Source organism: Paenibacillus sp. MAHUQ-45 (assembly GCF_058133325.1).
The window spans coordinates 145,327-169,423 of sequence record NZ_JBYUPV010000008.1 but is presented as its reverse complement, the minus strand read 5'-3'; the positions used below and the strand labels follow the sequence as shown (position 1 = coordinate 169,423).

General features: G+C 48.3%; 23 protein-coding genes. 5 read left to right on the top strand and 18 right to left on the bottom strand.

Features of this window, described 5'->3' with window-relative positions:
* Nucleotides 1-61: 61 nt before the first annotated feature.
* The gene (locus AC3Y23_RS18395; RefSeq protein WP_379201584.1) at nt 62-2,083 is read right to left on the bottom strand and encodes a Na+/H+ antiporter; all 2,022 of its coding nucleotides are present in this window, start codon (nt 2,081-2,083) and stop codon (nt 62-64) included.
* 314 nt (nt 2,084-2,397) lie between these two features.
* Here AC3Y23_RS18395 and AC3Y23_RS18390 point away from each other — a divergent pair, with 314 nt between their 5' ends.
* Nucleotides 2,398-3,153, top strand: a complete 756-nt coding sequence (locus AC3Y23_RS18390; RefSeq protein WP_379201582.1) for an MBL fold metallo-hydrolase — start codon at nt 2,398-2,400, stop codon at nt 3,151-3,153.
* Between the two features lie 70 nt (nt 3,154-3,223).
* Here AC3Y23_RS18390 and AC3Y23_RS18385 read toward each other — a convergent pair whose 3' ends face one another.
* On the bottom strand, nt 3,224-4,090 hold the full coding sequence (locus tag AC3Y23_RS18385; RefSeq protein WP_379201580.1) for a VOC family protein: 867 nt from the start codon (nt 4,088-4,090) through the stop codon (nt 3,224-3,226).
* A 323-nt stretch (nt 4,091-4,413) separates the two neighbouring features.
* A complete protein-coding gene (locus tag AC3Y23_RS18380; protein WP_379201578.1) occupies nt 4,414-5,265 on the bottom strand; it encodes a GNAT family N-acetyltransferase in 852 nt (283 codons plus the stop codon).
* A gap of 146 nt (nt 5,266-5,411) precedes the next feature.
* On the opposite strand from AC3Y23_RS18380, the gene AC3Y23_RS18375 reads away from it, so the two are divergent.
* Complete coding sequence (locus AC3Y23_RS18375; protein WP_379201576.1) at nt 5,412-5,861, top strand: amidohydrolase family protein; 450 nt, start codon at nt 5,412-5,414, stop codon at nt 5,859-5,861.
* 123 nt (nt 5,862-5,984) lie between these two features.
* Here AC3Y23_RS18375 and AC3Y23_RS18370 read toward each other — a convergent pair whose 3' ends face one another.
* From AC3Y23_RS18370 to AC3Y23_RS18355, 4 genes are all read right to left on the bottom strand, one after another.
* A complete protein-coding gene (locus AC3Y23_RS18370; RefSeq protein WP_379201573.1) occupies nt 5,985-6,407 on the bottom strand; it encodes an Rrf2 family transcriptional regulator in 423 nt (140 codons plus the stop codon).
* A gap of 112 nt (nt 6,408-6,519) precedes the next feature.
* Entirely contained in the window at nt 6,520-7,266 is a 747-nt protein-coding gene (gene map / locus AC3Y23_RS18365; protein WP_379201571.1) for a type I methionyl aminopeptidase, read from the bottom strand.
* A gap of 152 nt (nt 7,267-7,418) precedes the next feature.
* Nucleotides 7,419-8,417, bottom strand: a complete 999-nt coding sequence (locus AC3Y23_RS18360) for a YhfM domain-containing protein (protein ID WP_379201569.1) — start codon at nt 8,415-8,417, stop codon at nt 7,419-7,421.
* Between the two features lie 204 nt (nt 8,418-8,621).
* Nucleotides 8,622-9,248: an SGNH/GDSL hydrolase family protein gene (locus AC3Y23_RS18355; RefSeq protein WP_379201567.1), complete on the bottom strand. Its 627-nt coding sequence runs from the start codon at nt 9,246-9,248 to the stop codon at nt 8,622-8,624.
* 519 nt (nt 9,249-9,767) lie between these two features.
* On the opposite strand from AC3Y23_RS18355, the gene AC3Y23_RS18350 reads away from it, so the two are divergent.
* Nucleotides 9,768-10,385 carry a nitroreductase family protein gene (locus AC3Y23_RS18350; RefSeq protein WP_379201565.1) on the top strand — a complete coding sequence of 206 codons (618 nt, stop codon included), beginning with the start codon at nt 9,768-9,770 and terminating at the stop codon, nt 10,383-10,385.
* 116 nt (nt 10,386-10,501) lie between these two features.
* Here the strand turns inward: AC3Y23_RS18350 and AC3Y23_RS18345 are convergent, their stop codons facing one another.
* From AC3Y23_RS18345 to AC3Y23_RS18325, 5 genes are all read right to left on the bottom strand, one after another.
* Nucleotides 10,502-11,062, bottom strand: a complete 561-nt coding sequence (locus AC3Y23_RS18345) for a TetR/AcrR family transcriptional regulator (protein WP_379201563.1) — start codon at nt 11,060-11,062, stop codon at nt 10,502-10,504.
* A 219-nt stretch (nt 11,063-11,281) separates the two neighbouring features.
* The gene (locus AC3Y23_RS18340; RefSeq protein WP_379201561.1) at nt 11,282-13,477 is read right to left on the bottom strand and encodes an alpha-galactosidase; all 2,196 of its coding nucleotides are present in this window, start codon (nt 13,475-13,477) and stop codon (nt 11,282-11,284) included.
* A gap of 83 nt (nt 13,478-13,560) precedes the next feature.
* Complete coding sequence (locus AC3Y23_RS18335) at nt 13,561-14,181, bottom strand: hypothetical protein (RefSeq protein WP_379201559.1); 621 nt, start codon at nt 14,179-14,181, stop codon at nt 13,561-13,563.
* A gap of 49 nt (nt 14,182-14,230) precedes the next feature.
* The gene (locus AC3Y23_RS18330) at nt 14,231-14,557 is read right to left on the bottom strand and encodes a hypothetical protein (protein WP_379201557.1); all 327 of its coding nucleotides are present in this window, start codon (nt 14,555-14,557) and stop codon (nt 14,231-14,233) included.
* Nucleotides 14,558-14,632: 75 nt separating this feature from the next.
* Nucleotides 14,633-15,529 (bottom strand): LysR family transcriptional regulator, encoded by an 897-nt coding sequence (locus AC3Y23_RS18325; protein ID WP_379201555.1) that lies wholly within the window; start codon nt 15,527-15,529, stop codon nt 14,633-14,635.
* Nucleotides 15,530-15,662: 133 nt separating this feature from the next.
* On the opposite strand from AC3Y23_RS18325, the gene AC3Y23_RS18320 reads away from it, so the two are divergent.
* Both AC3Y23_RS18320 and AC3Y23_RS18315 read left to right on the top strand, forming a co-directional pair.
* On the top strand, nt 15,663-16,403 hold the full coding sequence (locus tag AC3Y23_RS18320) for an SDR family NAD(P)-dependent oxidoreductase (protein WP_379201553.1): 741 nt from the start codon (nt 15,663-15,665) through the stop codon (nt 16,401-16,403).
* A gap of 65 nt (nt 16,404-16,468) precedes the next feature.
* The gene (locus AC3Y23_RS18315; protein WP_379201551.1) at nt 16,469-17,530 is read left to right on the top strand and encodes an endonuclease/exonuclease/phosphatase family protein; all 1,062 of its coding nucleotides are present in this window, start codon (nt 16,469-16,471) and stop codon (nt 17,528-17,530) included.
* A 160-nt stretch (nt 17,531-17,690) separates the two neighbouring features.
* On the opposite strand, the gene AC3Y23_RS18310 is transcribed toward AC3Y23_RS18315, so the two are convergent.
* The 6 genes from AC3Y23_RS18310 to AC3Y23_RS18285 all read right to left on the bottom strand — a co-directional run bounded on the left by AC3Y23_RS18310 (nt 17,691) and on the right by AC3Y23_RS18285 (nt 23,683).
* Complete coding sequence (locus AC3Y23_RS18310; RefSeq protein WP_379201549.1) at nt 17,691-19,748, bottom strand: methyl-accepting chemotaxis protein; 2,058 nt, start codon at nt 19,746-19,748, stop codon at nt 17,691-17,693.
* Nucleotides 19,749-19,944: 196 nt separating this feature from the next.
* Nucleotides 19,945-20,565 carry a YcnI family copper-binding membrane protein gene (locus AC3Y23_RS18305; RefSeq protein WP_379201547.1) on the bottom strand — a complete coding sequence of 207 codons (621 nt, stop codon included), beginning with the start codon at nt 20,563-20,565 and terminating at the stop codon, nt 19,945-19,947.
* A 30-nt stretch (nt 20,566-20,595) separates the two neighbouring features.
* Nucleotides 20,596-21,264, bottom strand: a complete 669-nt coding sequence (locus AC3Y23_RS18300) for a response regulator (RefSeq protein WP_379201545.1) — start codon at nt 21,262-21,264, stop codon at nt 20,596-20,598.
* Entirely contained in the window at nt 21,261-22,079 is an 819-nt protein-coding gene (locus AC3Y23_RS18295; RefSeq protein ID WP_379201543.1) for a sensor histidine kinase, read from the bottom strand. Before AC3Y23_RS18295 ends, AC3Y23_RS18300 begins: the two co-directional genes overlap by 4 nt.
* A gap of 148 nt (nt 22,080-22,227) precedes the next feature.
* Nucleotides 22,228-23,022 carry an AAC(3) family N-acetyltransferase gene (locus tag AC3Y23_RS18290; protein WP_379201541.1) on the bottom strand — a complete coding sequence of 265 codons (795 nt, stop codon included), beginning with the start codon at nt 23,020-23,022 and terminating at the stop codon, nt 22,228-22,230.
* Nucleotides 23,023-23,272: 250 nt separating this feature from the next.
* Complete coding sequence (locus tag AC3Y23_RS18285; protein ID WP_379201539.1) at nt 23,273-23,683, bottom strand: RidA family protein; 411 nt, start codon at nt 23,681-23,683, stop codon at nt 23,273-23,275.
* Nucleotides 23,684-24,097 lie beyond the last annotated feature (414 nt).

The window sequence follows — 24,097 nt, the reverse complement described above, 5'->3', positions numbered from 1 at the left end:
GCCGCGCGGGTTGTCCCGGCGGCTCTTGATATTTCTATATAAAGATTATAGTTTCATCAATCTAATCTTCCCAGATCGAAGCTTCCAAATGGTCTACAAAATGACGCAGCCTGCCTGCAACCTTCCGGTTAATCTCGCCCTCTTGGTACATCTGCTGTACCTTGTCACGCTGCTCCTGAATGGCTTTCAGCTTAACCTCCAGCTTCCGGGCATCCATCATACCATCCCGAGTCCATCCGCCGTCTCCATTGAGCCTTGCCACCAGTAGTTCATATCTGTCGATAACATGCTGGGAGGCTTCACGGTTCTCTTCATTCATGTGATCCCGGATTGCCGCAATGGCAGCCCGCGACATGACCGACTTAGCCTTGCAGGAAGCTTCCTTATACTGCGCGGCGGCAGCTTGCCAGCCTTCCTCCAGACCACGCTGCCCTGCAAACATGCCAGAGAACATCCGCCCTACCTCAGACAAGGACATCCGAATCTGCGAGTTCAGATGCTTGGCGAAGAAGGCTTCTGTGTAATCCAGCATCTCCGTCATCTTCTCCGCTACCGCCACCGGAACCTCCTCTTTCTCAAGTAGGATATTCAATGCCTTGCGCTCGGCATGCAGTCCGACAATTCGCGCTTCCATGCCCAGTTGGCGCATTCGTTCCGCTGCAGGATCATCCCCCTGCCCCGGCAGGCTCATTTTCTGAATCTTCTCTCTGAATTCGTTCAAAGCAGGCTGAGCCGAATCCCGGGAATCTCCATCCATCATGCTGCGCATCATCGCCATCCCGGCATCAATGACCACTGACTTCGCAGCCTGTTCCGATCCTTCTTCCGAACCAGCGCCTTCTTCTCCTTTACCCGCCAGAACCGGCAAAAAGATGCTGGCGATCAGCAGCGACATCAGAATGCAGCCTGCCGCCAGGAAGATCATCAGGTTCCGTTCGGGGAATGGCGAGCCATCACCCAGCACCAGCGGAATCGAGAAAGCACCCGCCAGCGTAACCGCCCCGCGCACTCCGGAAATCGAGGTGATCAGCACCTCTTTGAGAGATCTTTTTTCAGCCTTTTCCCCGCGATGCATCCATAACGTAAACCCATACACCCATAGGAACCGCAGAACAATGAGCAGCACAGTAATGGCAAGTACATAACCAAAGACCATCCAGTTATCCACAGCGCTGTCACGGTAGACTACGCTGATGACATCTGGAATGGACACCCCGAGAATAAGGAATACCATCCCGTTCAGAATAAACAGCAGGACAGACCAGGTACTGGCCGACACGAGCTGAAGCTTATATTGCGGCGACACCGCCCGGTCTTTCTCAATCGCATGGATAATACCGCCCGCAACAACCGCAAGGATGCCGGACAGACCCAATTCCTCACTCACGAGATAAATAATAAAAGGAGTCAAAATTTGTAGCAACGTATGTACGGTTACATCTTCCATACCAAGTTTACGAATAAACACACTCAGACGAATAAGCAGGAACGCCAGCACGGCACCCGCTATCAACCCGCCAACCGCAATCAGAATGAAGCTGAATGTCGCTTGGCGCAGGGAAAACACACCGGTCACCGCTGCCGCAATCGCAAATTTGAACGCCACCAGACCAGAAGCATCGTTCATCAGCGACTCGCCTTCAAGCACTCGGTGAATGCTCTTCGGCAGGTGAACACGTCCGGCAATAGCACTGACCGCCACCGCATCGGTAGGCGACAGAATGGCTGCCAGCGCAAAAGCCGCTGCCAGCGGAATGCTCGGGATCATCCAGTTGATCGCATAGCCCGCTACCAGGACGGTTGCAAAGACCAGGCCTAGCGCAAGCATCAATATCGGCGCCCGCAGATTCCACAGCTCAGCCCGCGGCGTGCGTCTCCCGTCATTGAACAGTAGCGGTGCAATGAATAATACAAAGAACAATTCAGGTTCCAGTTCCATATGTATCCCCGGCGGGATCAATACAACAAGTACCCCGAGGCCAATTTGTATCAGGGGAATAGGTACGAACGGTATAAACCGGTTCACAATATTGGATACTGCAATTAACCCAAGCAGCACCAGTACAGCAAGTAAAGTCTCCAAGTTGATCATCTCCTCCAGGTAATCCCATTATTATAGCGTAAACTTGACTTCTGGCAAAATCGCCGGTAGGAGCAGATCCGTTTTGAAGTGGAGCCCCTCCCCCTTACAAGATCAAATCCCCTTAAATGTTCACACTCCCCCTCGGCTGTGTAAAAATCCTTCCCATTTATGCAATGAGTACTCCTTTAATTTACATTGACAAAAATATTTATTTATGATATGATTAAATATTTACATATTGAAATCAATATTCAAAATGCTATGATATGCATTAGCCACACGGCAGCACTCTTATCCATAAACGGAGGGATACCATGCATATCGCCAACGGAATAGACATGCTGGAAATCACGGCACAGGTTATGGGCGGAAGCGATACACTCTACCCTGTCCTGCTCCATGACGAGAAAACTGCGGTTTTGATTGACACCGGATACCCGGGTTTGCTGGAGAGATTCCAAGCAGCCTTCGACAAGGCTGGTGTTTCCTGGTCCAAGCTTGGCACCATCTTAATCACCCATCAGGACCTGGATCATATCGGAAGTCTGCCCGCCATTCTGACCAGCCTCGGAGATGCACCAACTGTTCTGGCTCACGCCTTGGAAAAGCCCCATATCGAGGGTGAAAAAATGCTGCTCAAGCATACGCCGGAGGCGCTCGCTGCCGCTGAAGCTATGCTCCCGCCTCATGTGCCAGAGGAGTGGCGGCAAGCTTTTCTATCCGTGCTGAAGAATCCGCCGAAGGGGAAAGTGGACGACACTCTTGCAGATGGTGAGCAGCTTCCACTGGCGGGTGGAATTACTGTCATTCATACACCAGGGCACAGTCCCGGACATCTTTGCCTCTACCATCAGGCCAGCCGGACGCTTATTGCAGGAGATGCACTGATCGTCCGGGAGGGCGAGCTTTATGGACCAGATAACTCGTCCACCCCTGACATGGCGACAGCCTTGGCTTCCCTATCCAAGCTAGCCGATTATCCCATAGATACGGTGATCTGCTACCACGGCGGGATATATCAGGGGGAAGCCAACCGGAGAATTGCTGAATTGTCCGGAGGACAACAGTAAACACAGGATCAGCAAAAAGGCAGAACCGGAATTAGCCGGTCCTGCCTCTTTTTTTTCAAACTACTCATTCTTATTGCTTCACAATAAATTTGATCCCGATATTCCATGGGTCCTTGATCGCTGGCACGCCGTCTTGCTCTTCCACGGCATATCCTGCCTGACGAACGCGTTCTAAGGCAGCGGCCCGCTCCTCTTCGCTAGGCAGCCACAGGGTGAAATAATCAATGTTCGGTACATCTACCGGCGCTGCTGGCGCACCTTCTCCGGCCCAAATATTCAGTCCGATATGGTGGTGATAGCCTCCGGCCGATATGAACAGCGCTGCATCGCCATAGTGCGCCACCTGTTCGAATCCCAACAGATCAATATAGAATTTCCGTGCCTCATTCAGATTTCCTACGTGAAAGTGTACATGCCCAATTACTGTACCTGACGGAAGCCCACTCCAGGTCAGACCTTCCGAAGCAGCCAGCAGGCCATCCACATCAACAGCATCAGTGGTCATGATATAGTTCCCTTGCGGGTCACGTTGCCAAGTATCCCGGGGGCGATCCCGGTACAGCTCAATTCCGTTGTTGTCCGGGTCCTGGATATACAGCGCCTCGCTGACCAGATGATCTCCCTGTCCCACATGAACTTCAGATGCAATCAGGTTGCGTAGAACAAGGCCCAGGCTCGGACGGTCTGGCACCAGAATAGCAAAGTGGTACAGTCCGGCCGCTGAATTACGGCGCAGCACTTTGGCATTCTCAATCTCGCGCAGAATAACCAGCACAGTCTCCCCGTCAGCCGTCAGTTCAGCTTCGTGCGCTGTCTGCCGCAGCACCTTGAATCCGACAACATTCTGATAAAATGCCAGGGAACGCTCCAGGTTGCTGACCCTGATCTGTACTAATCCAATTTCGGTATCCCCAGGCAATATTGCGGTAGCAGTCATATCAATTCCTCCTAAAAGTACGGTACGAAGTCTATCTCCATAAGTATTGTTTCCAGTTTTCTCAGTTCGCTTACTTCTCATGTATGTTTGTAACCAACAAAGTTACACACTAACTATAATTAGTATAGTAACATTCCATAAGTTTGTCAATTACCTCCACGAAAACATGCAAGTAGCAACGGCTTTTCCGTCCTTTAAGGGACAGTATCCGTTTCAGCGAGAAATATAAGGATGATTTATAGCGCAAAACATATAGATTCTTATATTTTTTAAAAAAAGCATTCCCAGTAGCCATTTCATGACTTTAGAGAATGCAGTAAAAATCACAACGTTTTCCGCACAAATTCCATCGTATACTTTTGCTTGAAGCCAAGGCTGTCATACAGATTTTCAGCATCGTTCCCGACAACACACCAAAGGGTAATGTCTGTGTGCCCACGGCGATAGATCTCGTTGCATAAATACATCACAAACTTTCTGCCAATGCCTTGTCGATGTAAGTCTGTACGGACGGAGACACTGCTAATTTCATTACCGCAAATATGGCTATAAGCGACGATTTCCCCATTCATGATGTAGACAAAGCGATCCTCGGCATCCTCTTTCCATGCACTTCTTTCCTGTTCACTAGGCTGGGCAATCACCGAATCAGGAAATCGTCCGACACGAACGCGCATTTCATGAAAAGCTCTGGCATACAGCGACTGACTGTCCATATAGTCACTGTCCACATACTGTCTCACAGAGTGCTCGTTTAGGGGGAAGGGATCACCGGTGCGCTGCATATAAGCCGATGCAAAGTATGGATCATAGCCTAGCTTGCGTGCAAAGGCATAAGATGCTTCGTGACCGGAACGAAAGGAACTTCTAACCTTTTGGGTGCCACCCGCTCGCAATCTATTCTCCGCATACTTCACCACTTCAAAACCAATTCCCCGCCTGCGAAACTGCGGAGCAACAAATACAGTTAAATAAGACTGAACTACAGGCTCATTCACCTGGGCTAACGCAACCAGCTCATCCTCAATAAACGCGGTGATAAACAGCTCTGGTTCTTCAGCAAGCACCCGGAGGAGGTTTTCACCGGCATCGGCGTCATAGCTTAACAACTCTCTGACAGCATTATATTCTGTGTGACTGAAAGGCTCGTATCGGATATCTGATATATTCGTCAACTTTGGATCCCTCCATTTTTATTGCGGTGTTGTAGAATTATAATTGCGAGTTAAGTTCTCCCATTCCTCAAAAGATAGCTTATCGACGGATATGACCCCAGCACATTCGGACTGCCTCAGCTTAATCAGGAGATTCTTGAAATCATTTGGACAATGACTTGATACGGCAGATGGTAGACCAAAACGTTCGGATAGTACCCACACTCACTGTATTAAAAATGCTCCAAGACAAATTAGGAGTCCCGCTATTAAAACAAGGGCTGGATAATGTCCGAAGGTTTGTACAAGCAGGTGGAGAAGTTGGCCTGGGTGATGACTTTATCGAAGAAGAAAAACCATGGTACAGGCTAGGAATGCCGTGGGAAGAAATCCGCTTGTTAAGTGAAGCCGGCCTTACACCGATGCAAATTATCGTAGCAGCAACTTCCGTCGGTTCAAAGATATGTAACCTATCTCACGAGATTGGAACGATCGAAACTTCTAAGAAGGCTGATCTATTTGTCATTGAAGGAGATCCCCTCGTCAATATAGACAATCTACGAAAGGTGAAATTCGTCATGAAGGAAGGTGAAATTATGTATTCTACTAACCATTAACGATAGTTTACAGTGGCAGTCAAGGACTTTAGGTTTCTTACATCAATCCCGCAGCGAAAAAAAGACCAGCGCTTGTGTCTCACATATCGCTGGTCTTACATGTATCCTTCTCTATTCCATTGCTCAGATAACCGGCATTTCATTGGCAATCTCGGCAAGAGTAACGCCCTGCAGTACACTCTCCATCGCTGTTTGCGCACGGGCAAAGACCGGCACAATCGCTCCGGCGATGTTCTTGCCAACCGGACAGTCAGGGTTCGGATGCTCATGGACGGCAAATAGAGAGCCTTCCTCCACCGCATTTACCGCTTTATAAATCTCAAGCAAGGTAATCTGCTCAGGGTCGCGCGCCAGCTTGGCACCCGCCACTCCCGGGCGCACATCCACAAGACCCGCTTTATTTAACATCCCTGTGATCCGCCGGATCACCACGGGATTTGTGTTGACACTGCTGGCAATCCACTCCGAAGTGCTTTTGCCATCCTTGTTGCTGTCAATCAAAGTCAGAATATGAATAGCAACCGCAAACCGGGTGCTGATGTTCATGTTGATCTCTCCTCACAGTAGCATTCTCAGATAAGGGCGTCATTTTCAATGCAACAGTAATAGTTACATTCTACTCCATTGTCAACCTTATGAGAAGAGTGGGCCCTGGTTATTAAGCACGCGTCAGGATCACTGGCTCGCCTTTGGTCACGATAATAGTATGTTCATACTGCGCCACCCGGCTGTCATCCGCAACACTGAGTGTCCATCCATCCGCTTGCGGATCTACATACTCCGCACCGGTGGAGAGGAATGGTTCCACGGTAATGACTTGCCCTTCTTTTAGAACGGTGGTTACACGAGGTTCATAGAAAGGCAAAATTTCATTCGGCTTATCATGCAGGGATTTGCCAATGCCATGGCTGCAAAGGTTACGGATCACCTTGTATCCACGTTTACGCGCCTCTCTTTCCATGACTCTGCCGATCTCATTGACCTTCATGCCGGCCCGGAGATGGTTAATCACGCTCATCATCGTTTCTTCGGTGCTGCGGCACAAATGCTGAAGCTTTTCATTATAGGGCGGGAGCTGGAAGGACACCCCTGCATCTCCGAAATACCCGTTCAATTCGGCGGAAACATCAATGTTGATGAGATCCCCGGCCTGAATCACTCTGGAGCCAGGAATACCATGGGCCACCTCCTCATTAACACTGATGCAGGTCGCTCCTGGAAAATTGTACGTCACTTGGGGAGCTGACGCCGCCCCGGCCTCTTTCATAATTTTCGCGCCAATCTCATCGAGCTCACGCGTGGTCATTCCCGGCACAACACTCTTTTTCATCTCGGCAATGGTGTGGCCCACCACTTTCCCAATTGCCTTCAGACCTTCCAAATCTTTCGTTGTATTACATATCATTAGTTCACATTCCTCTCACACGCTAAAATCTCTTTATGCTGCATTCCTGCTTTACCCCATCATATGCGGCAATGCTCCATGTTTTCCTTCTACTTTAAGCTGGATCCTGCCATTTACCTTTATGTATGGAGAAAAGAATCCCACAGTCTGCGTCATGGAGCGACCCGCTGAAATTCTGTCCCATTCCATTGGTACAGGGCGTGAAGCTCCTGCCCTACCGAGTTGTCGTAATACGTTGTCTTGAAGCTGGTCTTATCCGCCTGGTCTAGCTTAACGGAATATCTCTCTGGACTGCTGATAAACATCTCGCCAGTTGGCTGGATAGGAAGTTCCCGGATGACATGATCCTTTCCTAGTGAGAACAGCTTGAAGAAGTAACCATTGCTCGAACCATACTGTCCGATAGTGAAATCGGGATCGCCGTCGTCATTGTAATCACCGAACTCCAGCTGAAAGAAGCTCTGGAATTCCAGCCCCTCTTGAAAATGACGACTCAACGGAAACGTGCTCAGCACCTTGTCCTCTGCATCGGTAACAACCAGTTCGAACGTCCCGCTCCAGTTTTTTCCCGAGAACGGCCCTTTCGTAGCCCAATCCTCACTGTATTGCCCTTGAAGAAGACGCAGGTTCAAGTATTCCTCCCGTCCCGTTAGCGGGAACAGCTCATTCCGGGATAAGGTGACTGGCCCTTTTACGGCAACAGCAGCTTGAACGGAGCTTGCAGCCGGTTGTTCAACATCCGAACCCTCCGGCCGGAATATCACGTCCCGGAGCTTGTCGGCATATTTCACCGGGATCGAATAGCCTTTACCGCTGTTAACGGAGGCGACGAGCAGTCCCTTATGCCCCTTCTCTTCTCCAAGGCCGAGGGCATATTCTTCGGTGTATCCATCCCCGTAAACCAGCTTCATTGAAAAATCAGGTTCATAATCAAGTTCGCCTTGAATTCGCTTGCTTTTGTTCATCGCCTCCGCTACAGTTTTGATCAGTGCAGCATCAGAGATGGACTTCGACTCAACGAGCGCTGCTTGCTGTTCCGATTGTTGGTCCAGTTGATGATAGGCCAGGCTGATTTCGTGAATCCACTTCGCATTAATATATCCAAAAGCGTTTTGGCACCCGCTTAACACGATCACAGCAAGTAGTGACACGATTAGAAAGAAACGGCGAATGGAAAATCACCTCCAAAAAAACTGTACAGTCCATTATAAACGATAAACTCCCCGAATGAAATTTTGTCTGGCAAAACATTATCCGCAGGTGCAAAAAAAGACTGAATCGGTCACTTGGGCCGGATTCAGTCTTTGGTTTATGAGTTATATGTAGTTCAATACAACAACCCGTCTAGCCTGTGATTACTCCGCGCCAACCGCCTTCAACCAAGCATCGGCAATAAGGCCATGACCCGCAGGAGACGGGTGAACACCATCCGGCGCCCAGTAGGCAGACTCAGCTGTGGCCGACGCTGCAGCGAACAGGCCGTCCAGTGGAACCAGCAGCGCTCCGTATTCACGGGCAAGCTCACGCACCACATGGATTTTAGGGTCCAAGTCCTCGCGCCAGCCCTTACGGTCTTCCGGCACAGGCAATACAAACGGCTCAACCAGCACCAGCTTCGCATCAAGCGTCTTCTTCGTACGTTCAATCAGATCACGATAGGCAGCTTCGAACTTCTCCACCGATGTCGCATCATTGGAATCGTAACGGCGCCAAGTGTCATTAATCCCGATATAAATGGAGACCCAGGTCGGCTTCAGATCAAGACAATCTTTATCCCAACGTCCCTGCAAATCTACAGCACGGTGGCCGCTAATGCCCCGGTTAAGGAAGGTGAGGTTCTTCTCTGGATAGAGATGTCCAAGCTGACTGGCGATCAATAAAGGATAGCCTGTGCCCAGCGATAAAGCGTCTTCATAATTACGTCCTGCATCTGTAATACTGTCGCCCTGGAACAGGATGACGTCATTTTTCTGAAAATCCATGAATAATATCCTCCTCTGACTGCATCTGTAGCATAGCGCGACCGATCCCGGCCTTTCCTTCCAGCCGATCACCTCTAGCGAAGTCTATTATAGCAGAACCTTATCAAAAATGTCATACGCTTTCATAGTGAAAATATTGCATTTAAGATGCATATATATTGAACTTAGAATTTTCTTGAGGTAAGGTCGTCACTGCGGTGAATGTTTGGACTTCCGGCCGCTGTTAGCGGATCAAATCTGGAGACAGCCTATGCTTACGGGTGCGAGCTTTCCTTTGGAAAGCTTTTAGGCGGTCGCTATCGCTCCTTATAGTTCCAAAATCCCCCTCCATTCCTCTCGCCTTATGTTAAGTTTTTTAGTTCAGTCTATATAGATCTATTTTTCAAAAAAAAAGTATATTTCTTCATTGACGGACAACAAAAGGTGTGATACTTTAAGTAAGTAACTAATAGTAAGTTTATTATTTAATACTAGCTGTTGATTATTAACCACTACATATACCTATCGGAGGCGTTCAACATGAGTACATTTACAGATTTGGTTCAATCCCGTAGATCGGCTAACAATTTTGTGGAAGGCATCAAGATTCCCCAGCAAGAACTGGAGGAAATGTTCTCGCTAGCCCGCTTAGCTCCATCTGCTTATAACCTGCAGCATACTCACTACAAAGTCGTTGCCAGTGAAAAGATGAAGGAACAGATTCGTGAGGCCGCCTACGGTCAATACAAAACCCATACCGCATCCGCCGTCATCGTCGTGCTGGGCGATAAACATGCGTATCTCCAGGCTCCGGAAATCTATAGCGGACTTAAGCTTCTCGGTGCGATGTCCGAAGAGGAATATGATCAGCAAATTGAGTCCATTAACGGTGCTTATATCGGCAATGAGGCCTTCCAGCGCGATGAAGCCATCCGCAATGCCTCCCTATCTGCCATGCAGTTCATGTTGATCGCCAAAGACAAAGGCTGGGATACATGCCCGATGATCGGATTCGATCCGGCCGCTGTAGCACAAGTCCTGAATCTGCCGGACAACCTCGTTCCGGTCTTACTGATCACCATCGGCAAGGACAACCAGCACAAGATTAGACCACGCGGGTACCGCAAGCCGGTTAATGAGTTTGTTGAATTTTTTTGAGCCGATAGCTTGAAGTAATGGGATTAGCTTTAGTAATTAATTAAAAAAGACCCGCAGGCGGAGTGACTTTGACAAAGTCCCCTGCTCTGCGGGTTTTATTGACTTTAGACGCTTCATTACAGCTTAATCGCTTTCCAGCAAGCTTCCAGCGTCTCCTTCTCCCTCTTTTCATCCAGATCATATTTTTGAATATAATAGCCCTTTAACACCGAAGCTACAATCCCATAGGTAATCTGATGACACAACCGGGCATCCATATCGCGGATCAGACCTTGCTTCTGTCCTTCGGACAAGATGGACATGATCTCCTGGATCTCACCCGATTCATCCATATTACGCAATTCCGGTGGTATATATGGCGAGAAGGAATAGCTGTCGCTGAACAGAAATTCCTTGCGGTATTTCATTCCAAAGCGTATTCGATTCCGATGAAGACTGGTAAAGCGCTCATACAGACTGGCAGTGGGGTCATAACCCTCTAGCAGACTATAGCCCATCTTATTTCTTGCCAACCTGTATACTTCGTGGACCAGCTCGTCCTTTGTTCGAAAATAATTAAATAACGTGCCCGAGCCTACCTTTGCCTTTTTCAAGATCTGAGCAATCGTAACCGACTGCAATCCAAGCTCGTCAATCAAATCCAGCGTGGCATCAGTGATATCTTCTCTTTTCCCCAATTCATACATCCTCTCTGTTTCTTGCGCCAACTCAATATTCGGATTAAGCCTTCCAAATGGAAGGTTGATAAGTTCACACGAGTAGTCAAGCACTGGATTCCAACTTCAATTTTAAGGTTTATAAAAATAATAACAGGTTTAGTCTATTAATGAAAAGATGACTTCCGAAATATCGGAAGTCATCTTTTGGGGCCTTATATAAGGCTTGGCTATATCAAATTACCCTTGCACTTTTCTAAAACGCCAGAGAACGCTTTGGAAGTCTCCGTGAAGATCAGGCAGTGGCAATCCGGCATACATAAGCAGATCCCCGCCATATACGCCTCCGCCTTCAACCCACTCATAATCAGCCTCTGGATCAAGGCCTTTCAGACGCAGATAATGAAGCGGATCATTCGGCTCGGCAAGCACACGTGCATACACCACTACAGCTTCGGATTTGTCCTCAGCAGCAATCATCCAGGCTGTTTCATTACCTTCAAAAGGACTAAGCAGTCTGTACTGCTCCCCAAACTGAACCAGGGAACGCAGCTCTTTATAGAGAGCCACTTGTTCTTTCACAGCAGCCTTCTCTTCTTCCGTAAATTGGGTCAGATCCAGCTCATACCCGAAGTTTCCTGACATCGCGATATGCCCGCGCATTTCCAGGGAAGTGGAGCGGTGCACCTGATGGTTCGGAACGGCAGAGACGTGACTGCCCATGGAGCTAATCGGGTAGACTATGCTGGTTCCGTACTGGATTTTGAGTCTGCTGACTGCATCTGTATTATCACTTGTCCAGGTTTGCGGCATATAATACAGCATACCTGGGTCAAAACGTCCGCCACCGCCGGAGCAGCTCTCGAACAGGATATTCGGGAATTCAGAAGTAATCCGCTCCAACATGCCATACAGACCCAGCATATAACGGTGCGCTGTCTCACGTTGTCTTTCCGGTGGCAAAAGCGCAGAGCCAATCTCGGTCATATTGCGGTTCATGTCCCATTTAACATAAGTGATCGGTGCGCTGCGCAGCACTTCCACGATCTGATCGCCAATAGCCTGGCACACATCCTCACGGGAGAAGTCCAGCACCAATTGGGTACGGCCCAAGGTACGGCGACGATCCGGCACATGCAGACACCAGTCTGGATGCTTACGGTACAGTTCGCTGTCCGGGGAAATCATCTCCGGCTCGAACCAGAGACCGAATTGCATATCCAGCTTATTCACGCGCTCTGCCAGATCGCCCAGACCTTCCGGCAGCTTCTTCCGGTCAACGAACCAGTCGCCGAGCGAGCTACGGTCGTTATCACGTTGTCCGAACCAGCCGTCATCCAATACGAACAGCTCGATTCCCAGTTCAGCACCAACACGGGCGATGTTCTCGATCTTCTCCGCATTGAAGTCGAAGTAAGTTGCTTCCCAGTTGTTAACGAGCACCGGACGGGTGCGATCACGGTAAATACCACGAGCCAAGCGGGTACGATACAACTTATGATAGGTTCTGGACATCGCTCCGATGCCATCCGGGGAGAACACCATCACCGCTTCCGGAGTCTGGAACGACTGTCCGGCTTCCAGCAGCCAGTTGAAATCGAATGGATTAATCCCCATAGACAAACGAGTCGTCTTGTAAGAATCCACTTCTACCTGCGCGGAGAAGCTTCCGCTGTATACCAGACTGACGCCATACACTTCACCGTGATCCTCATCTGCACCATGGGACAGCAGGGCTACGAATGGATTGTGGTTATGGCTGCTCGATCCTCTGCGGCTCTCTACTCCCTGCATGCCGGAAGCAAGCGCTCTGCGCTCAATATAACGCTCACGTGTCCATGTTCCGGACAAATGCAGCAGTTCGTAATCCGAAGTACGGAAATCTACGCTCATACTATATCCACGCAGCAATTTGAGAGAGGCCTGTCCTTCGTTCACAAAACGAACAGAACGAGTAACAGCATTCAATTCCTCAAATACTGTATAGGACAAAATAATGCGGAGTCCCGCAACAGCGTCAACCAGTTCAAGCTCCAAGGTCTCTGCTTCATCTTCATGTTCTGTATACGTAGCTGGGAGTCCTTCCAAGGCAGGCTTCCCTTTATAAATACGGTGTTTGTCATACAGAGCCTCAGAGGCGGTGGTTCCATTCTCAGCCTGAATCTGATAGGCCGGATTGCGGAAATCGCCCACTCCGTATGATGGATATTCCTGAGCAAGCGTATCATATGAGAGCGTCATATCGTCCGGGAACGGACTTGGTGAGAAGGAACAACGCTCTGTGCGCTTCAGAATCGATGACAATGCGCCGGAACGAATCTTGCGGCCCCAATATACATGTGCTGGGACTCCGGTATGGAGAAGCTGAATAACATAGCTGGTTTCTTTAGTCTGGAGATGAAAAATACGTTCGTCTGCAAGATATTGAATTCCCATAATACCCTCCGTAGATGTTATGCTAGTAATCAATCAACCTCCATTATATTATGAAATCGCTTCATTTACGATATAGTAATATTTCACTTGGCATATTGCAATATTGCAATGGCTGCCCGTTCACGCCGCTCCGCATCGGGACTCTTCAGTGCTTTTTTCAGAATATCAAGCGCTTCGGCCAGTGTCTCTTCCTCCACATGAACTCCCTTATTCAGGAGATTTCCGGACGTCTCTGTATTCCTAATCCAAAGCTCCAAACGCGCAGCGGCAATCGGTTCCTGGAACATTGAGACTGTTGATTCTTCAGCGAGCAGTGCTTGTACCACAGAATTCAAAGCTGCGTATGGAATGCTGGTCAGCCAGGTTACTCCGCGCCGGTGGCATCTACCATCTTCCGCTGTGTCGAAACGTTCATCATAAAAGTAATCGCCGAGATCGCCCAGGTGTACCCAGTCTCCGTCTGCAACAAGCAGATAATCTCCATCCTGCATATTATGGACAAACATGCCCACGACCTCGGCATGCTCTGCCAGCTCCTGGCCCTGATAACCGTATGCCTGCTGCAGTCTATCATCTAGTTCATCCCGGCCAATCCCCTCCAGATCACCAACACCCGGATAGCCGATGCATACATAATGATCTTCCAAAAAACCCTTTAGCCACTGCTTTTCTGCTTCCCCTGACTTCAGTTGGAATAGATTCATCCCTTGTTGCTCCCCTCTTCGTTGTCTTTCATAGTATCCATGGGCAGTATTAGAGTTTAATGAAGAGTAATTTGAATATCCCCAAATAGCGATTGGAGGCATCCAGACCAGGCAGCTTGAAAATAGAGAACAAAAAGTAGTTTTCCCGTTCTGTGAGCGTGTTCAGCACAGGTTTGCCGATCATATTGGCGATTCCTTCTGCCAGTTTACCTCCGCTCTCTACATTTACATTTTTAATGGCATAATCCACAAAATCCTCTTTACCAGGATTCGTAGCCAACAAAGCAACTAACAGCACAATAAGGAATAAAAAAAATCTGCCTGCCCCACCCCTTTTAGTGCTTCTTCCCGTGTACGGCCGATCAAATTCGTTCATATCCATCCCTCCTTATCTGAACAATAGAGCATTTGGGACAATCTGTAAATCAAAACAACTCCGGTCTTCCACCAATCAATAAGATTCAGGCTGCTCCTTCAGCTCTTGACGTATAAAATTGTATAGCTTGGCGCTGGCTCTTACCAATGGATAATCTGCCGTCTTACACAGGAGTCCGCAGCTCATATCGATCTGGGCTCCAGCCAGTTGTCGGGATACCGTACCGTTTGGTAACGGATTTAGCATTACCGCTGGAATAAGGGCGATCCCAAGACCGGCAGCAACATAATCTTTTAGCGCTACCATGCTACCGATGACCATTGTATGCAGTGGAGCGCCGCCGGATTCCTGCAGGACACTCTCCAGCTTTTTGCGATAAGGGCAATGGGTTGCCGTAATCAGAATACGGTGTTCCCGCAGGTCTTCCGGGGTAATACGCTGATTGGCAGCCAAAGGATGTCCTTCCGGCAAGAGCAGCAAGAATCGCTCAGTGAACAGCGGCTCAAAATAAAGCCCAGTGACCAGCTCCGGGGCAGAACACAATGCCCAATCCAGCTCCCCGCGCAGTAGCTGCTCACTCAGCACCTGTGTGCTGGCGATTTCCACCTCAACCTCCACCTTGGGATAGTCGTTAAGAAAAGTCTTCAACAGATCAGGCAAGCGATAAGTAGCTGTCGGGTCTGTAACGCCCATCCGTACGCTCCCGGCATCACCGGTATGCAGCCCCGCCAAGTCGCTTTCCAACCGCTCTATATCCTTAATAATCTGCCGTCCCTGTTCATGGAATAACCGCCCCGCCTCTGTCAGCACGATTTGTTTGCCACGTTCAAGTAACTGTACACCCAGTTCTGCCTCTAGCTTCTGTATTTGCATAGTCACAGTCGATTGAGCATAATTCAGCTCCTCGGCTGCACGATTGAAGCTACCAGTGCTGACAATCGTCTGAAAGGTTTTCAGTGCTTTAATATCCATCCCGCTTCCTCACCATTCCTCAGTATTGAATTCAAAAAAAATGAACGAACGATTCAGATCATTCAATTATACATAATTCCATCACAGCTATAAAATAATATATATCCACAACACTAACAAGGAGAGAAGCCCCATGGAATTGAAAAATAAAATAGCGATTGTAACCGGAGGCGGAACAGGGATCGGTAGAGCTACCTCTCTGGAACTGGCGAAGCGCGGTGCAGCTGTTGCTGTCAACTATAGCCGCTCCAAGGCCGAAGCGGAGGAAACTGTCCGCTTGATTATGAATCAGGGTGGTCAGGCTTATGCCATACAGGCCAATGTCGCTAATGATCAGGAAGTACGGGACATGGTAGCAGATGTGGTGAAGAGGTTCGGCACCGTTGATCTTCTCGTTAATAACGCCGGGATCACCAGACATATTCCATTTACTGATCTGGAAGCTGCTACCGAAGAGGTTTGGGACGAGCTCTACGACACCAATGTCAAAAGCATGTTCTTCTGTGCTAGAGCAGTGGCAACTTATATGCGACAAAATGGCCAAGGCGCCATCGTCAATGTCGGCAGCATCGCCGGTAAGACCGGGTTGGGCTCTTCCCTGCCCTATGCCGTATCAAAGGCAGCCGTACATGGGCTGACCAAATCTCTGGCCCGAGCCCTCTCCCCTCATATTCGCGTCAACTGTGTAGTGCCAGGAGCTGTCGCAACACGCTGGTGGAACGGGCAAGAAGAGCAAATGCAGAAGTTAGCACCCAACCTGCTCCTGCAGCGTATTGCAGAACCCGGAGAGATCGCCAACTTGATTTGCGCCGCTCTGGAGCAGGAAGCAATGACTGGGCAGATCATCACTATAGACAGCGGCCAAACCTTATAAAGATACATTCATCTAGCCCCCACTACTCCCTATATGTTACATTCAAAGGTAAAGGGAGAGATGACATGGGGATCAGTATATTAAAAATCATAGGAGGGCTCTGTCTTGCCCTCGTGTTGGCGCTTGGCTGTTTTCTGGTCTATGTAACAGTAACCGATTACAAGCCTGCCGAAGTTACACCGCTCACCATCTATAACAACAATGGATCTGCACTGCAGCAAGGCCAGCCTTTACAGGTAACCACTTTTAATATCGGTTATGCCGGGCTGGACGCGGGTCAGGATTTCTTCATGGACGGCGGCCGTATGGCCCGCTCCAGCAGCAAGGCCCAGACGGTAAGGAATCTTGAAGAGATCACGTCCTTTCTGAAGACTTCCACTTCGGATATCTATCTGCTACAAGAAGTGGACCTGAAATCTTCCAGAAGCTACAAGGTGGACGAAGTCTCCTATATTACCTCAGAAATGCCGGACTACAGCCATGTTTTTGCTTTCAATTATAAAACGGCGTGGGTTCCCCTTCCGATCCTGCATCCTATGGGTTCCGTGCAGAGTGGGTTGATAACCTTGGCCAAGCCCAAAAGCAGCAGCCAAATCCGTTATGATCTGCCGGGCAAAGAAAGCTGGCCTTATCAGCTGTTTGAACTGGATCGTGGATTCATCGAGAGCAGGTTCCCGGTTAACAATGGCAAAGAATTGGTCCTAATCAATGTTCATCTGTCCGCTTATGACAAGGGCGGCTATATCCGTAAGCAGCAGTTGGAATATCTCGGTGCTTATATCGAAAGAGAAAGCCAACACGGCAATTATCTTATCATCGGCGGTGACTGGAACCATACCTTGCCTGGTACGGATTCAAAGCTATTCGAGACCACCCAGGGATGGCCGGCATGGCTTCAACCTTTTCCAGCAGACTTTCGTCCTGAAGGCTTTCATTGGGCGGTTGACCCGGCAACCCCTTCTGTCCGCACCCTTGATGTTCCTTACAGCGCGGGCGTGAACTTTCGGGCCGTCATCGACGGTTTCCTCGTCTCGCCGAACGTAGAGGTAACGGCGGTCCATGGCCAGGAGCTGAATTTTGCCAATAGTGACCATAACCCGGTGACGGCGCAGTTTGTGCTGAAATAGGGATAGGTATGCAAAAGGACCCCGCCGGGTCCTTTTGTTTTTTGCATTTCTACGTATGGGAATTCATTGATCTCCCTTTACAGGAGTCCATTTCAATCCGTCTCGTGACATGCTCATTAGACGGCCTGTAGGCATCGATCTCTAGCCTGTCCCTATTTGCTTATTCCGTCTTGAACTGAGCGGACGCCTTCGCTAGATCTTTAGTTAGCAGCTCGATGGTTTCCACCATTTCGGCAAGCTGGTGCACCATCGCAGATTGATCATGCATCGTCGCTGTCACTTCCTGAACAGAAGCAGAGACTTCTTCACCGGAAGCAGACAGGTTCTGCGAGGATTCCAGCATTTCTTCTTTATCCTGCTGCATACGGGATACTTCATCCGCCATTCCAATAATCTGTGCATTGATATCTTGTACATTATTATAAACGGTACGGAAAGCCTCTCTGGTTTTGCCTACATATTCATCTTGCTGGGAAGTGATATCTTTAATTTCCTGTACACTGTGATGATTCTCTTCCACGAACGCCAGGTTCTGTCCGATGATTTCGTTAATTTCGCTCGCCTGTCTCGTGCTCTGTTCCGCCAGCTTGCGAATCTCGGCAGCCACGACTGCGAACCCTCGGCCAAACTCTCCGGCTCTGGCAGCCTCGATGGATGCATTTAAGGCAAGCAGATTGGTTTGCTTCGCGATATTATTGATTGCGCCAGTAATTTTACTGATATTGTTAGAGCTTTCCTGCAGCTTCACGGTGATAGCCGAGATTTTTTGCACTTCCGTTCCATTCTTCTCGCTAATCTTGCCCAGTTCCTGTACGATCAGACCGCTGGTATGGAAGACTTCCACGATTTCATCCGCCCGGTTTTTAGCCGATTGAGCTTTTTCATTCATAGAAACGAATTTCTCGCCGAAGCCGACAAACTTGTCCACGATCAGCTCGGTATCATTGGCCTGTGATTCCATCGCTTTAGCAATCTCCGTCGAAGTCGAAGTCGTTTCGGAAATGGATTGCGCCGCCTGCTTGGAGGCATTGTCCAAGTCCTGAGTGCTTTCATTCAGTACTTTAATCGAAACGTTCATATTGGAGATCAATTCCTTGTTCTGCCTTACCATTTCATTGAAGCTGTCAGCCAGTTCTCTGAATTCACTATCGTAGCGCCCTGTTGCCGTTACCGACAAATCACCGGAAGACAGCTGACGGAACAGCTTGCTAAGTTGGAAAATTGGTTTTGTAATCGAGCGGGAAATCAGGAGTCCGCAAACTATAGTCAGTAGAATCGCAAAAGCTGTAACTACAATCAGCTGGTTCAGCATCAATTCAATCGGCTTCTTGATATCTTTATAGGTGTCGATAACGGCCACAATCCAATCCGAATCCGGAATTTTGTTGTAGCGTACATATTCACCATTATCCTCATCAATCACACCTACAGCGATATCGCCTTCGGACTTGATTTTCAACAGATCCTCAATGTTTTCAATCTTGGTGCCGACCTTCGTCTCATCCTTGGAGTTATACAACTCTATTCCACTGCGGCTCACAATTTCAATCCGGCCTTCCCCGTTGATTTGAATGTTGCCGAGCTTCTCCGTGAAGAAATTGGAGGCTATCGTGGATGCATAGACACCAATCACCTTCCCGTCTGGTCCCTTAACCGGCTGGGAGAAGACAATCACGATTTGGCCCGAGCTCTTGGATTTGATCGCATCACTGATGAATGCCTCCCCTGAGATGGCCTTCTGGTAATACTCCCGATCTGAAAAATTATTACTGATCAGTTCCGTGTTATTCCCGGCGACCATGATCCCTTTGGTATCCAGCAGAATCAGAGACTGAGTGCCCGTAGTCTCCTCCTTGAGCTTGATCATTTTCTCCTTAGCAGAATTCAGTAGCGTGTTCTTGTCAGAGAAAAACTCCTTGTCTGACAGGGTGCCCGATGCTCTGAGTTTCAGGAGATCTTGAAAAAGACTGTCCGTCGAGATCAGGTATGAAGCCTGCTTCTGCAATTGAGCAGCCGTCCACAGTCCTTCCCCGATGCGATCGGCGCTTGCAATAATTTCATCTTTACTTTTCTTCAACAGTAAGTTCGACCCCAAACTGTAAACGGCCATCGCCAGTGCGAACATGGCTACGATGACCAGCCCGGTGATCATTGCAGGAAGTTTGATCCGAAGAGACATGTTTCTGATAGCAAAGACCCCTTTTTTTAACTGTTTCACTTGGTTAAACTCCCTCTTGTTCAAATGTGCATTCATTTTTATGCCTTTTTCTACATTTTTATCGGAAGAAGTTGATCATAATTTAAGAGGAGTTTTTATTTAATACACAAAATCAAAATAAACCCTGACGCCATCTAGGGCATCAGGGTTACGGAGTATACTAAGAATATAAAAGATTGTTAGCGAAAATGTACGCTTATGCTTGGCGGCGTCTGAATAGTCCGATGACTGCCAGAATCAAAGCCAAGATAGAAGCGATTAGAGCAATATAGCCGACTGGAGAAGTAGAAGACGCGGTAGCCGTATCCGTATCCTCACCCATATCCATGTCCATGCCGTGGGAATGGCCGCCTGCCGAAGCAGTACCGGAGATTTCCGTAATAGAATGCGGACTCTCGCTACCTTCTTCACCGGACCATTGTACCAGCGATCCATCTGCATAATGCTGATAAGCATCCCAGGCTACTTTGCCGGCCTGATCTGGATTTTTGGCAGTAAATGTGAAGCGCTGGAACTGTCCGGACTGAATTCCGTCTCCTGTAGCGATCCAGCTTACTTTATTACCGTCAATTGTTACTTTCCAGCCCGGAGTGGCTTCATATTGCTTAAATTCCACGCCTGCCGGCATACGCAGATCGATCTGCACAGTAGGTGAATCCTTCTCTACAGGTACCTTCAAGGTGTAAGTCTCCCATGCGCCTACGCCCGATTGGGATGGGGAAACGGTAACATGCGCACTCGCTACAGCTGCGAAGAGCAGCACAAGTGCGACAGATGGTGCGATCAGAGTCATTAGTTTGAGATAAAGATTTTTCATAAGTGACCTCTCTTCTAAATCATATGATATTTATGATTTTTCTTTGGGAAATTGCACGGAGCGTGATGCTAGTCCCTGTTCCAATGCGTATCTGGTTAGCTGAGTCCGGTTCTGGAGCTGAAGCTTTTGCAAAATATTCTTCAAGTGATTCTTCACCGTATGCTCCGAAATGCCCAGAATAACACCGATCTCCCTGTTCGTAGAACCGGACGATACACAGCCCAGTATCTCCTTCTCCCGTGCGGTTAATGCCTCTCTCTCCTCTATCACAGAGGGAACAGCAAATTCCTTAAGAATCTGCACGGCCAGCTCCCGGCTGAGCGGAACCTCTTCATGCATAATGGACTGCAAGTATTGAATCCAGGTCGACGGAGCGAGGTTTTTCAGCAAATATCCCTGTGCGCCCTGTTTCAAGGCTTCGAATAGATAGGAGATTTCGTCCGAGACGGTGACGATCACGATTTTCACATAGGGATATTCCTGTTTGATCCGCCGAGTGGTCTCCAGCCCGTCCATCTCTGGCATCTGGATGTCAATCAGGATGAGGTCAGGCATCCACTGCTCTGTAAAAGCTATGGCTTCCGCCCCGCTCGCCACCACCCCTATGACTTCAAAGCTGTCATCCATGGATAAAATCTCACTCATCGCTTCACGCGCATGAGCATGGTCATCTACGATCAGAACCCGGAATCGCTTCATGTCGGAACGCCTCCTTTGGTAATCTCCACAACGGTTCCCCCGTCTCCTGAATCTACCCGCAGCCCCCAGCCCATGCCTTCAGCACGTTCCTTCATGATCTGGAGACCATAGCTGCCGCTCACCTCAAACGGGTCATGCTGGAAGCCTTGGCCGTCGTCGGTCACCGTCACTCGCCAATGGTCCTTATCTCCCTGGCCGGAGATCGACACCTTGGCTGCTCGCGTATGCTTGCGCACATTGATGATGGCTTCGCGGATGCATGACAGCAGCTCGGCTTTTTCTTTGGCCGTGAACGCCTGATCCGGCAGCGTCCAATCCAGAGAGACGTCGATCATAACCTCGCCTGCAATTTGTTCCAGCTGGCCTTTGACAGATTGCTCCAGCGAGAAGGGAATCTGGTCTGAGACCGGAATTTTGAGATTGGCTATGGCCTGACGCACATAGCGGTCCACCTCATGTACCGTCTTCGTGATCTGACGTACACTGTCCTCGCTGACCTCGCCATTCTTGCGGTTGTTCTCCAACCGATCGATTTTGACCGACAGCAGAAATAGCGATTGTGCCATTCCGTCATGCAGCTCCTTGGCCAATCTTTCCCGTGCCTCCATGGCGTCCTTGACCGCACGTTCCTGTTCCAGCTCCCGTTGACCCCGCTCCATGATCGAGAACAACGGGACCAGCAGCACGATGCTTAGCAGGAATACAAGCACCGGCGTCAAGTAATTCCCCATATCCATAGAGATGTAATCCATCAGAAACTGATGGCGGACAATCTCCCAGACCCCGACCATGAGCGTCGGAAGCAGCAAGATCATCAGCTTGATTCGTTTATACGTGGCTGTCCCCTCCCAAAACCTTAATATCTACCATATCACCGCAAGGATGTCGTCGGCATGACTCGATAGGGCTATATCCCCTCTATAATTGTTACAATTTTAAGTATTTAAAATGGATCGAAGTTGATTATCTTCTATTCCGATTCATCCACCCTAAGGCGTAATCAACCATTTCTCTCTGCGGTATCAGATAACTCTTAGCTTCTCCTACTAGTCCCTCTTTTACCAAGTTACTATTGGACTTGAAATCATCAAAAATCAGGCCAAAATCATCAGACTCATTATTAATGTCATCATAAGTGGTCCACTGTTCAACTCCATCCACTGACATTTTCACTCCCCAAACTTTCGGTCGAATAAAAGTGTTCTTCTGTCTATACTCCGCTAGATGCAATGAAGTATTTGTATCCGCTGGAACGCCAAGTAATAGAATATATCCCTCTAATTCATAGATCCTGCCCAAGGGAGAGGTCTCGCTTAACCCATAATTCAAGCTATGGTTGTCCGTTATGCTCTTAGCATTCTTCCCCCACGCAGCAAATGAAACATGAGGATGTGAACTTCGGAGCACTCCATTTTGTTTTCTAAACGTTTCAGGGATAAACCCCATATATGAAGTTGGCGTAAGATCAGGGTAATAGATAGGCATATTTTCTTTTATTATTTGTATTTCTTGTTCAGTCAAACCATCGTCATATTCCGTCGGCTCACACAAATGTTCAGTCTGTGTCGGCATAACGATATTTCCATTCAGCCCCACCGCTTCTTCCAATGCTAGTATAACAGTGACAGGTCCCCCTACAACTTTTCCTAAAGCTTTCAGGGAAGCATGGACGATCAGCGTCATGCCCTCTTTAACACCGATTCGTTTTAGATCGTTAATGATTGAATTTCTTGTTTGCAAAGCATGGGATGGTTCCATTTTGGGCTCCTTAGAAATATATTGAAAAATAAAGTGGAGCTTTCTGATAATAGAATATGTTTATTGTATCATCTAATGGAAGGAAGTTACGTAGGTGTAATATAGTTAAAACAAAAAACTCCTGCTATGCAGCAAGAGTTTCTATACATAGATGATTCATATGGAGATTTCATCAATGGGGGGAGCTTGTGTCTACAACTTACAATTCCGAATCTCTAAGTTCAGATCGTAGAACTTTGTGTTTACTTATCTAGGGCATCGCAACCGCCGCAATAGCCTCCACTTCTATCAGTAGGTCGTCGTGAATGAGCCTTCTGACTTCGACTGCTGAACTTGCCGGAGGATTGTTTGCATTAATATATTGATCTCTTACCTCACGGATACTTGCCATTTGTGAAATATCTATCATGAAAAAAGTCAGCTTAATGACATCTGAGAACGAAGCTCCTTCCGCTTCTAAAGCAAGCCGAATGTTCTCAAACACCTGCCCGGTCTGGGCGGACAGATCTCCTTCTCCGACAAGCTTTCCATTTCTGTCCAAAGCAATTTGACCGGAAATATAGAGCATTCTCGCATTTTTGACCTCTACTATATGCGAGTAGCCGAAAGTAGGCGGCAGAGTTTCAGGTCTCGTAAAACGGATAGAATTATTAGATTCCATAGTTATTCTCCTTTTAACTTTTTTCATTGATATATTGGCGATTGAGAGAAGCTTATCAATGATGGCGCTTCCCCATTCTGAACGATCTAATAAATCCCTGCGGATGACAACTAGCCTCTTGGTTATGCATCATACATCATATAAAAACTACAGCACTATATATTTTATAATATTTTCTATCTTTTTCATAATTAAGTATAGGGTAAAAGTATGGCGAACGAAAAAGCCGCCAATTGGCCAGCTTTACTGTTCAAAAATATTCCACATGACCAGGAGCACTTAGAATTCCCCCATCTAACATGCAAATATCTATACCCGGTCTATCTGCCCCAATTGCTTTAATTCCTGCCTCACTAAAATCTTAGAGGACAATCGCCGTGCCATGTATTTAAAGAAAAACATAAGATAAATCAA

What these genes read in the sequence shown, in the direction of transcription:
- AC3Y23_RS18390 (WP_379201582.1), top strand. Translation starts at nt 2,398, where the DNA reads ATGCATATCGCCAACGGAATAGACATGCTGGAAATCACGGCACAGGTT.
- AC3Y23_RS18385 (WP_379201580.1), bottom strand. Translation starts at nt 4,090, where the DNA reads ATGACTGCTACCGCAATATTGCCTGGGGATACCGAAATTGGATTAGTA.
- AC3Y23_RS18370 (WP_379201573.1), bottom strand. Translation starts at nt 6,407, where the DNA reads ATGAACATCAGCACCCGGTTTGCGGTTGCTATTCATATTCTGACTTTG.
- map (WP_379201571.1), bottom strand. Translation starts at nt 7,266, where the DNA reads ATGATATGTAATACAACGAAAGATTTGGAAGGTCTGAAGGCAATTGGG.
- AC3Y23_RS18355 (WP_379201567.1), bottom strand. Translation starts at nt 9,248, where the DNA reads ATGGATTTTCAGAAAAATGACGTCATCCTGTTCCAGGGCGACAGTATT.
- AC3Y23_RS18350 (WP_379201565.1), top strand. Translation starts at nt 9,768, where the DNA reads ATGAGTACATTTACAGATTTGGTTCAATCCCGTAGATCGGCTAACAAT.
- AC3Y23_RS18340 (WP_379201561.1), bottom strand. Translation starts at nt 13,477, where the DNA reads ATGGGAATTCAATATCTTGCAGACGAACGTATTTTTCATCTCCAGACT.
- AC3Y23_RS18335 (WP_379201559.1), bottom strand. Translation starts at nt 14,181, where the DNA reads ATGAATCTATTCCAACTGAAGTCAGGGGAAGCAGAAAAGCAGTGGCTA.
- AC3Y23_RS18330 (WP_379201557.1), bottom strand. Translation starts at nt 14,557, where the DNA reads ATGAACGAATTTGATCGGCCGTACACGGGAAGAAGCACTAAAAGGGGT.
- AC3Y23_RS18325 (WP_379201555.1), bottom strand. Translation starts at nt 15,529, where the DNA reads ATGGATATTAAAGCACTGAAAACCTTTCAGACGATTGTCAGCACTGGT.
- AC3Y23_RS18320 (WP_379201553.1), top strand. Translation starts at nt 15,663, where the DNA reads ATGGAATTGAAAAATAAAATAGCGATTGTAACCGGAGGCGGAACAGGG.
- AC3Y23_RS18315 (WP_379201551.1), top strand. Translation starts at nt 16,469, where the DNA reads ATGGGGATCAGTATATTAAAAATCATAGGAGGGCTCTGTCTTGCCCTC.
- AC3Y23_RS18305 (WP_379201547.1), bottom strand. Translation starts at nt 20,565, where the DNA reads ATGAAAAATCTTTATCTCAAACTAATGACTCTGATCGCACCATCTGTC.
- AC3Y23_RS18300 (WP_379201545.1), bottom strand. Translation starts at nt 21,264, where the DNA reads ATGAAGCGATTCCGGGTTCTGATCGTAGATGACCATGCTCATGCGCGT.
- AC3Y23_RS18295 (WP_379201543.1), bottom strand. Translation starts at nt 22,079, where the DNA reads ATGATCTTGCTGCTTCCGACGCTCATGGTCGGGGTCTGGGAGATTGTC.
- AC3Y23_RS18290 (WP_379201541.1), bottom strand. Translation starts at nt 23,022, where the DNA reads ATGGAACCATCCCATGCTTTGCAAACAAGAAATTCAATCATTAACGAT.
- AC3Y23_RS18285 (WP_379201539.1), bottom strand. Translation starts at nt 23,683, where the DNA reads ATGGAATCTAATAATTCTATCCGTTTTACGAGACCTGAAACTCTGCCG.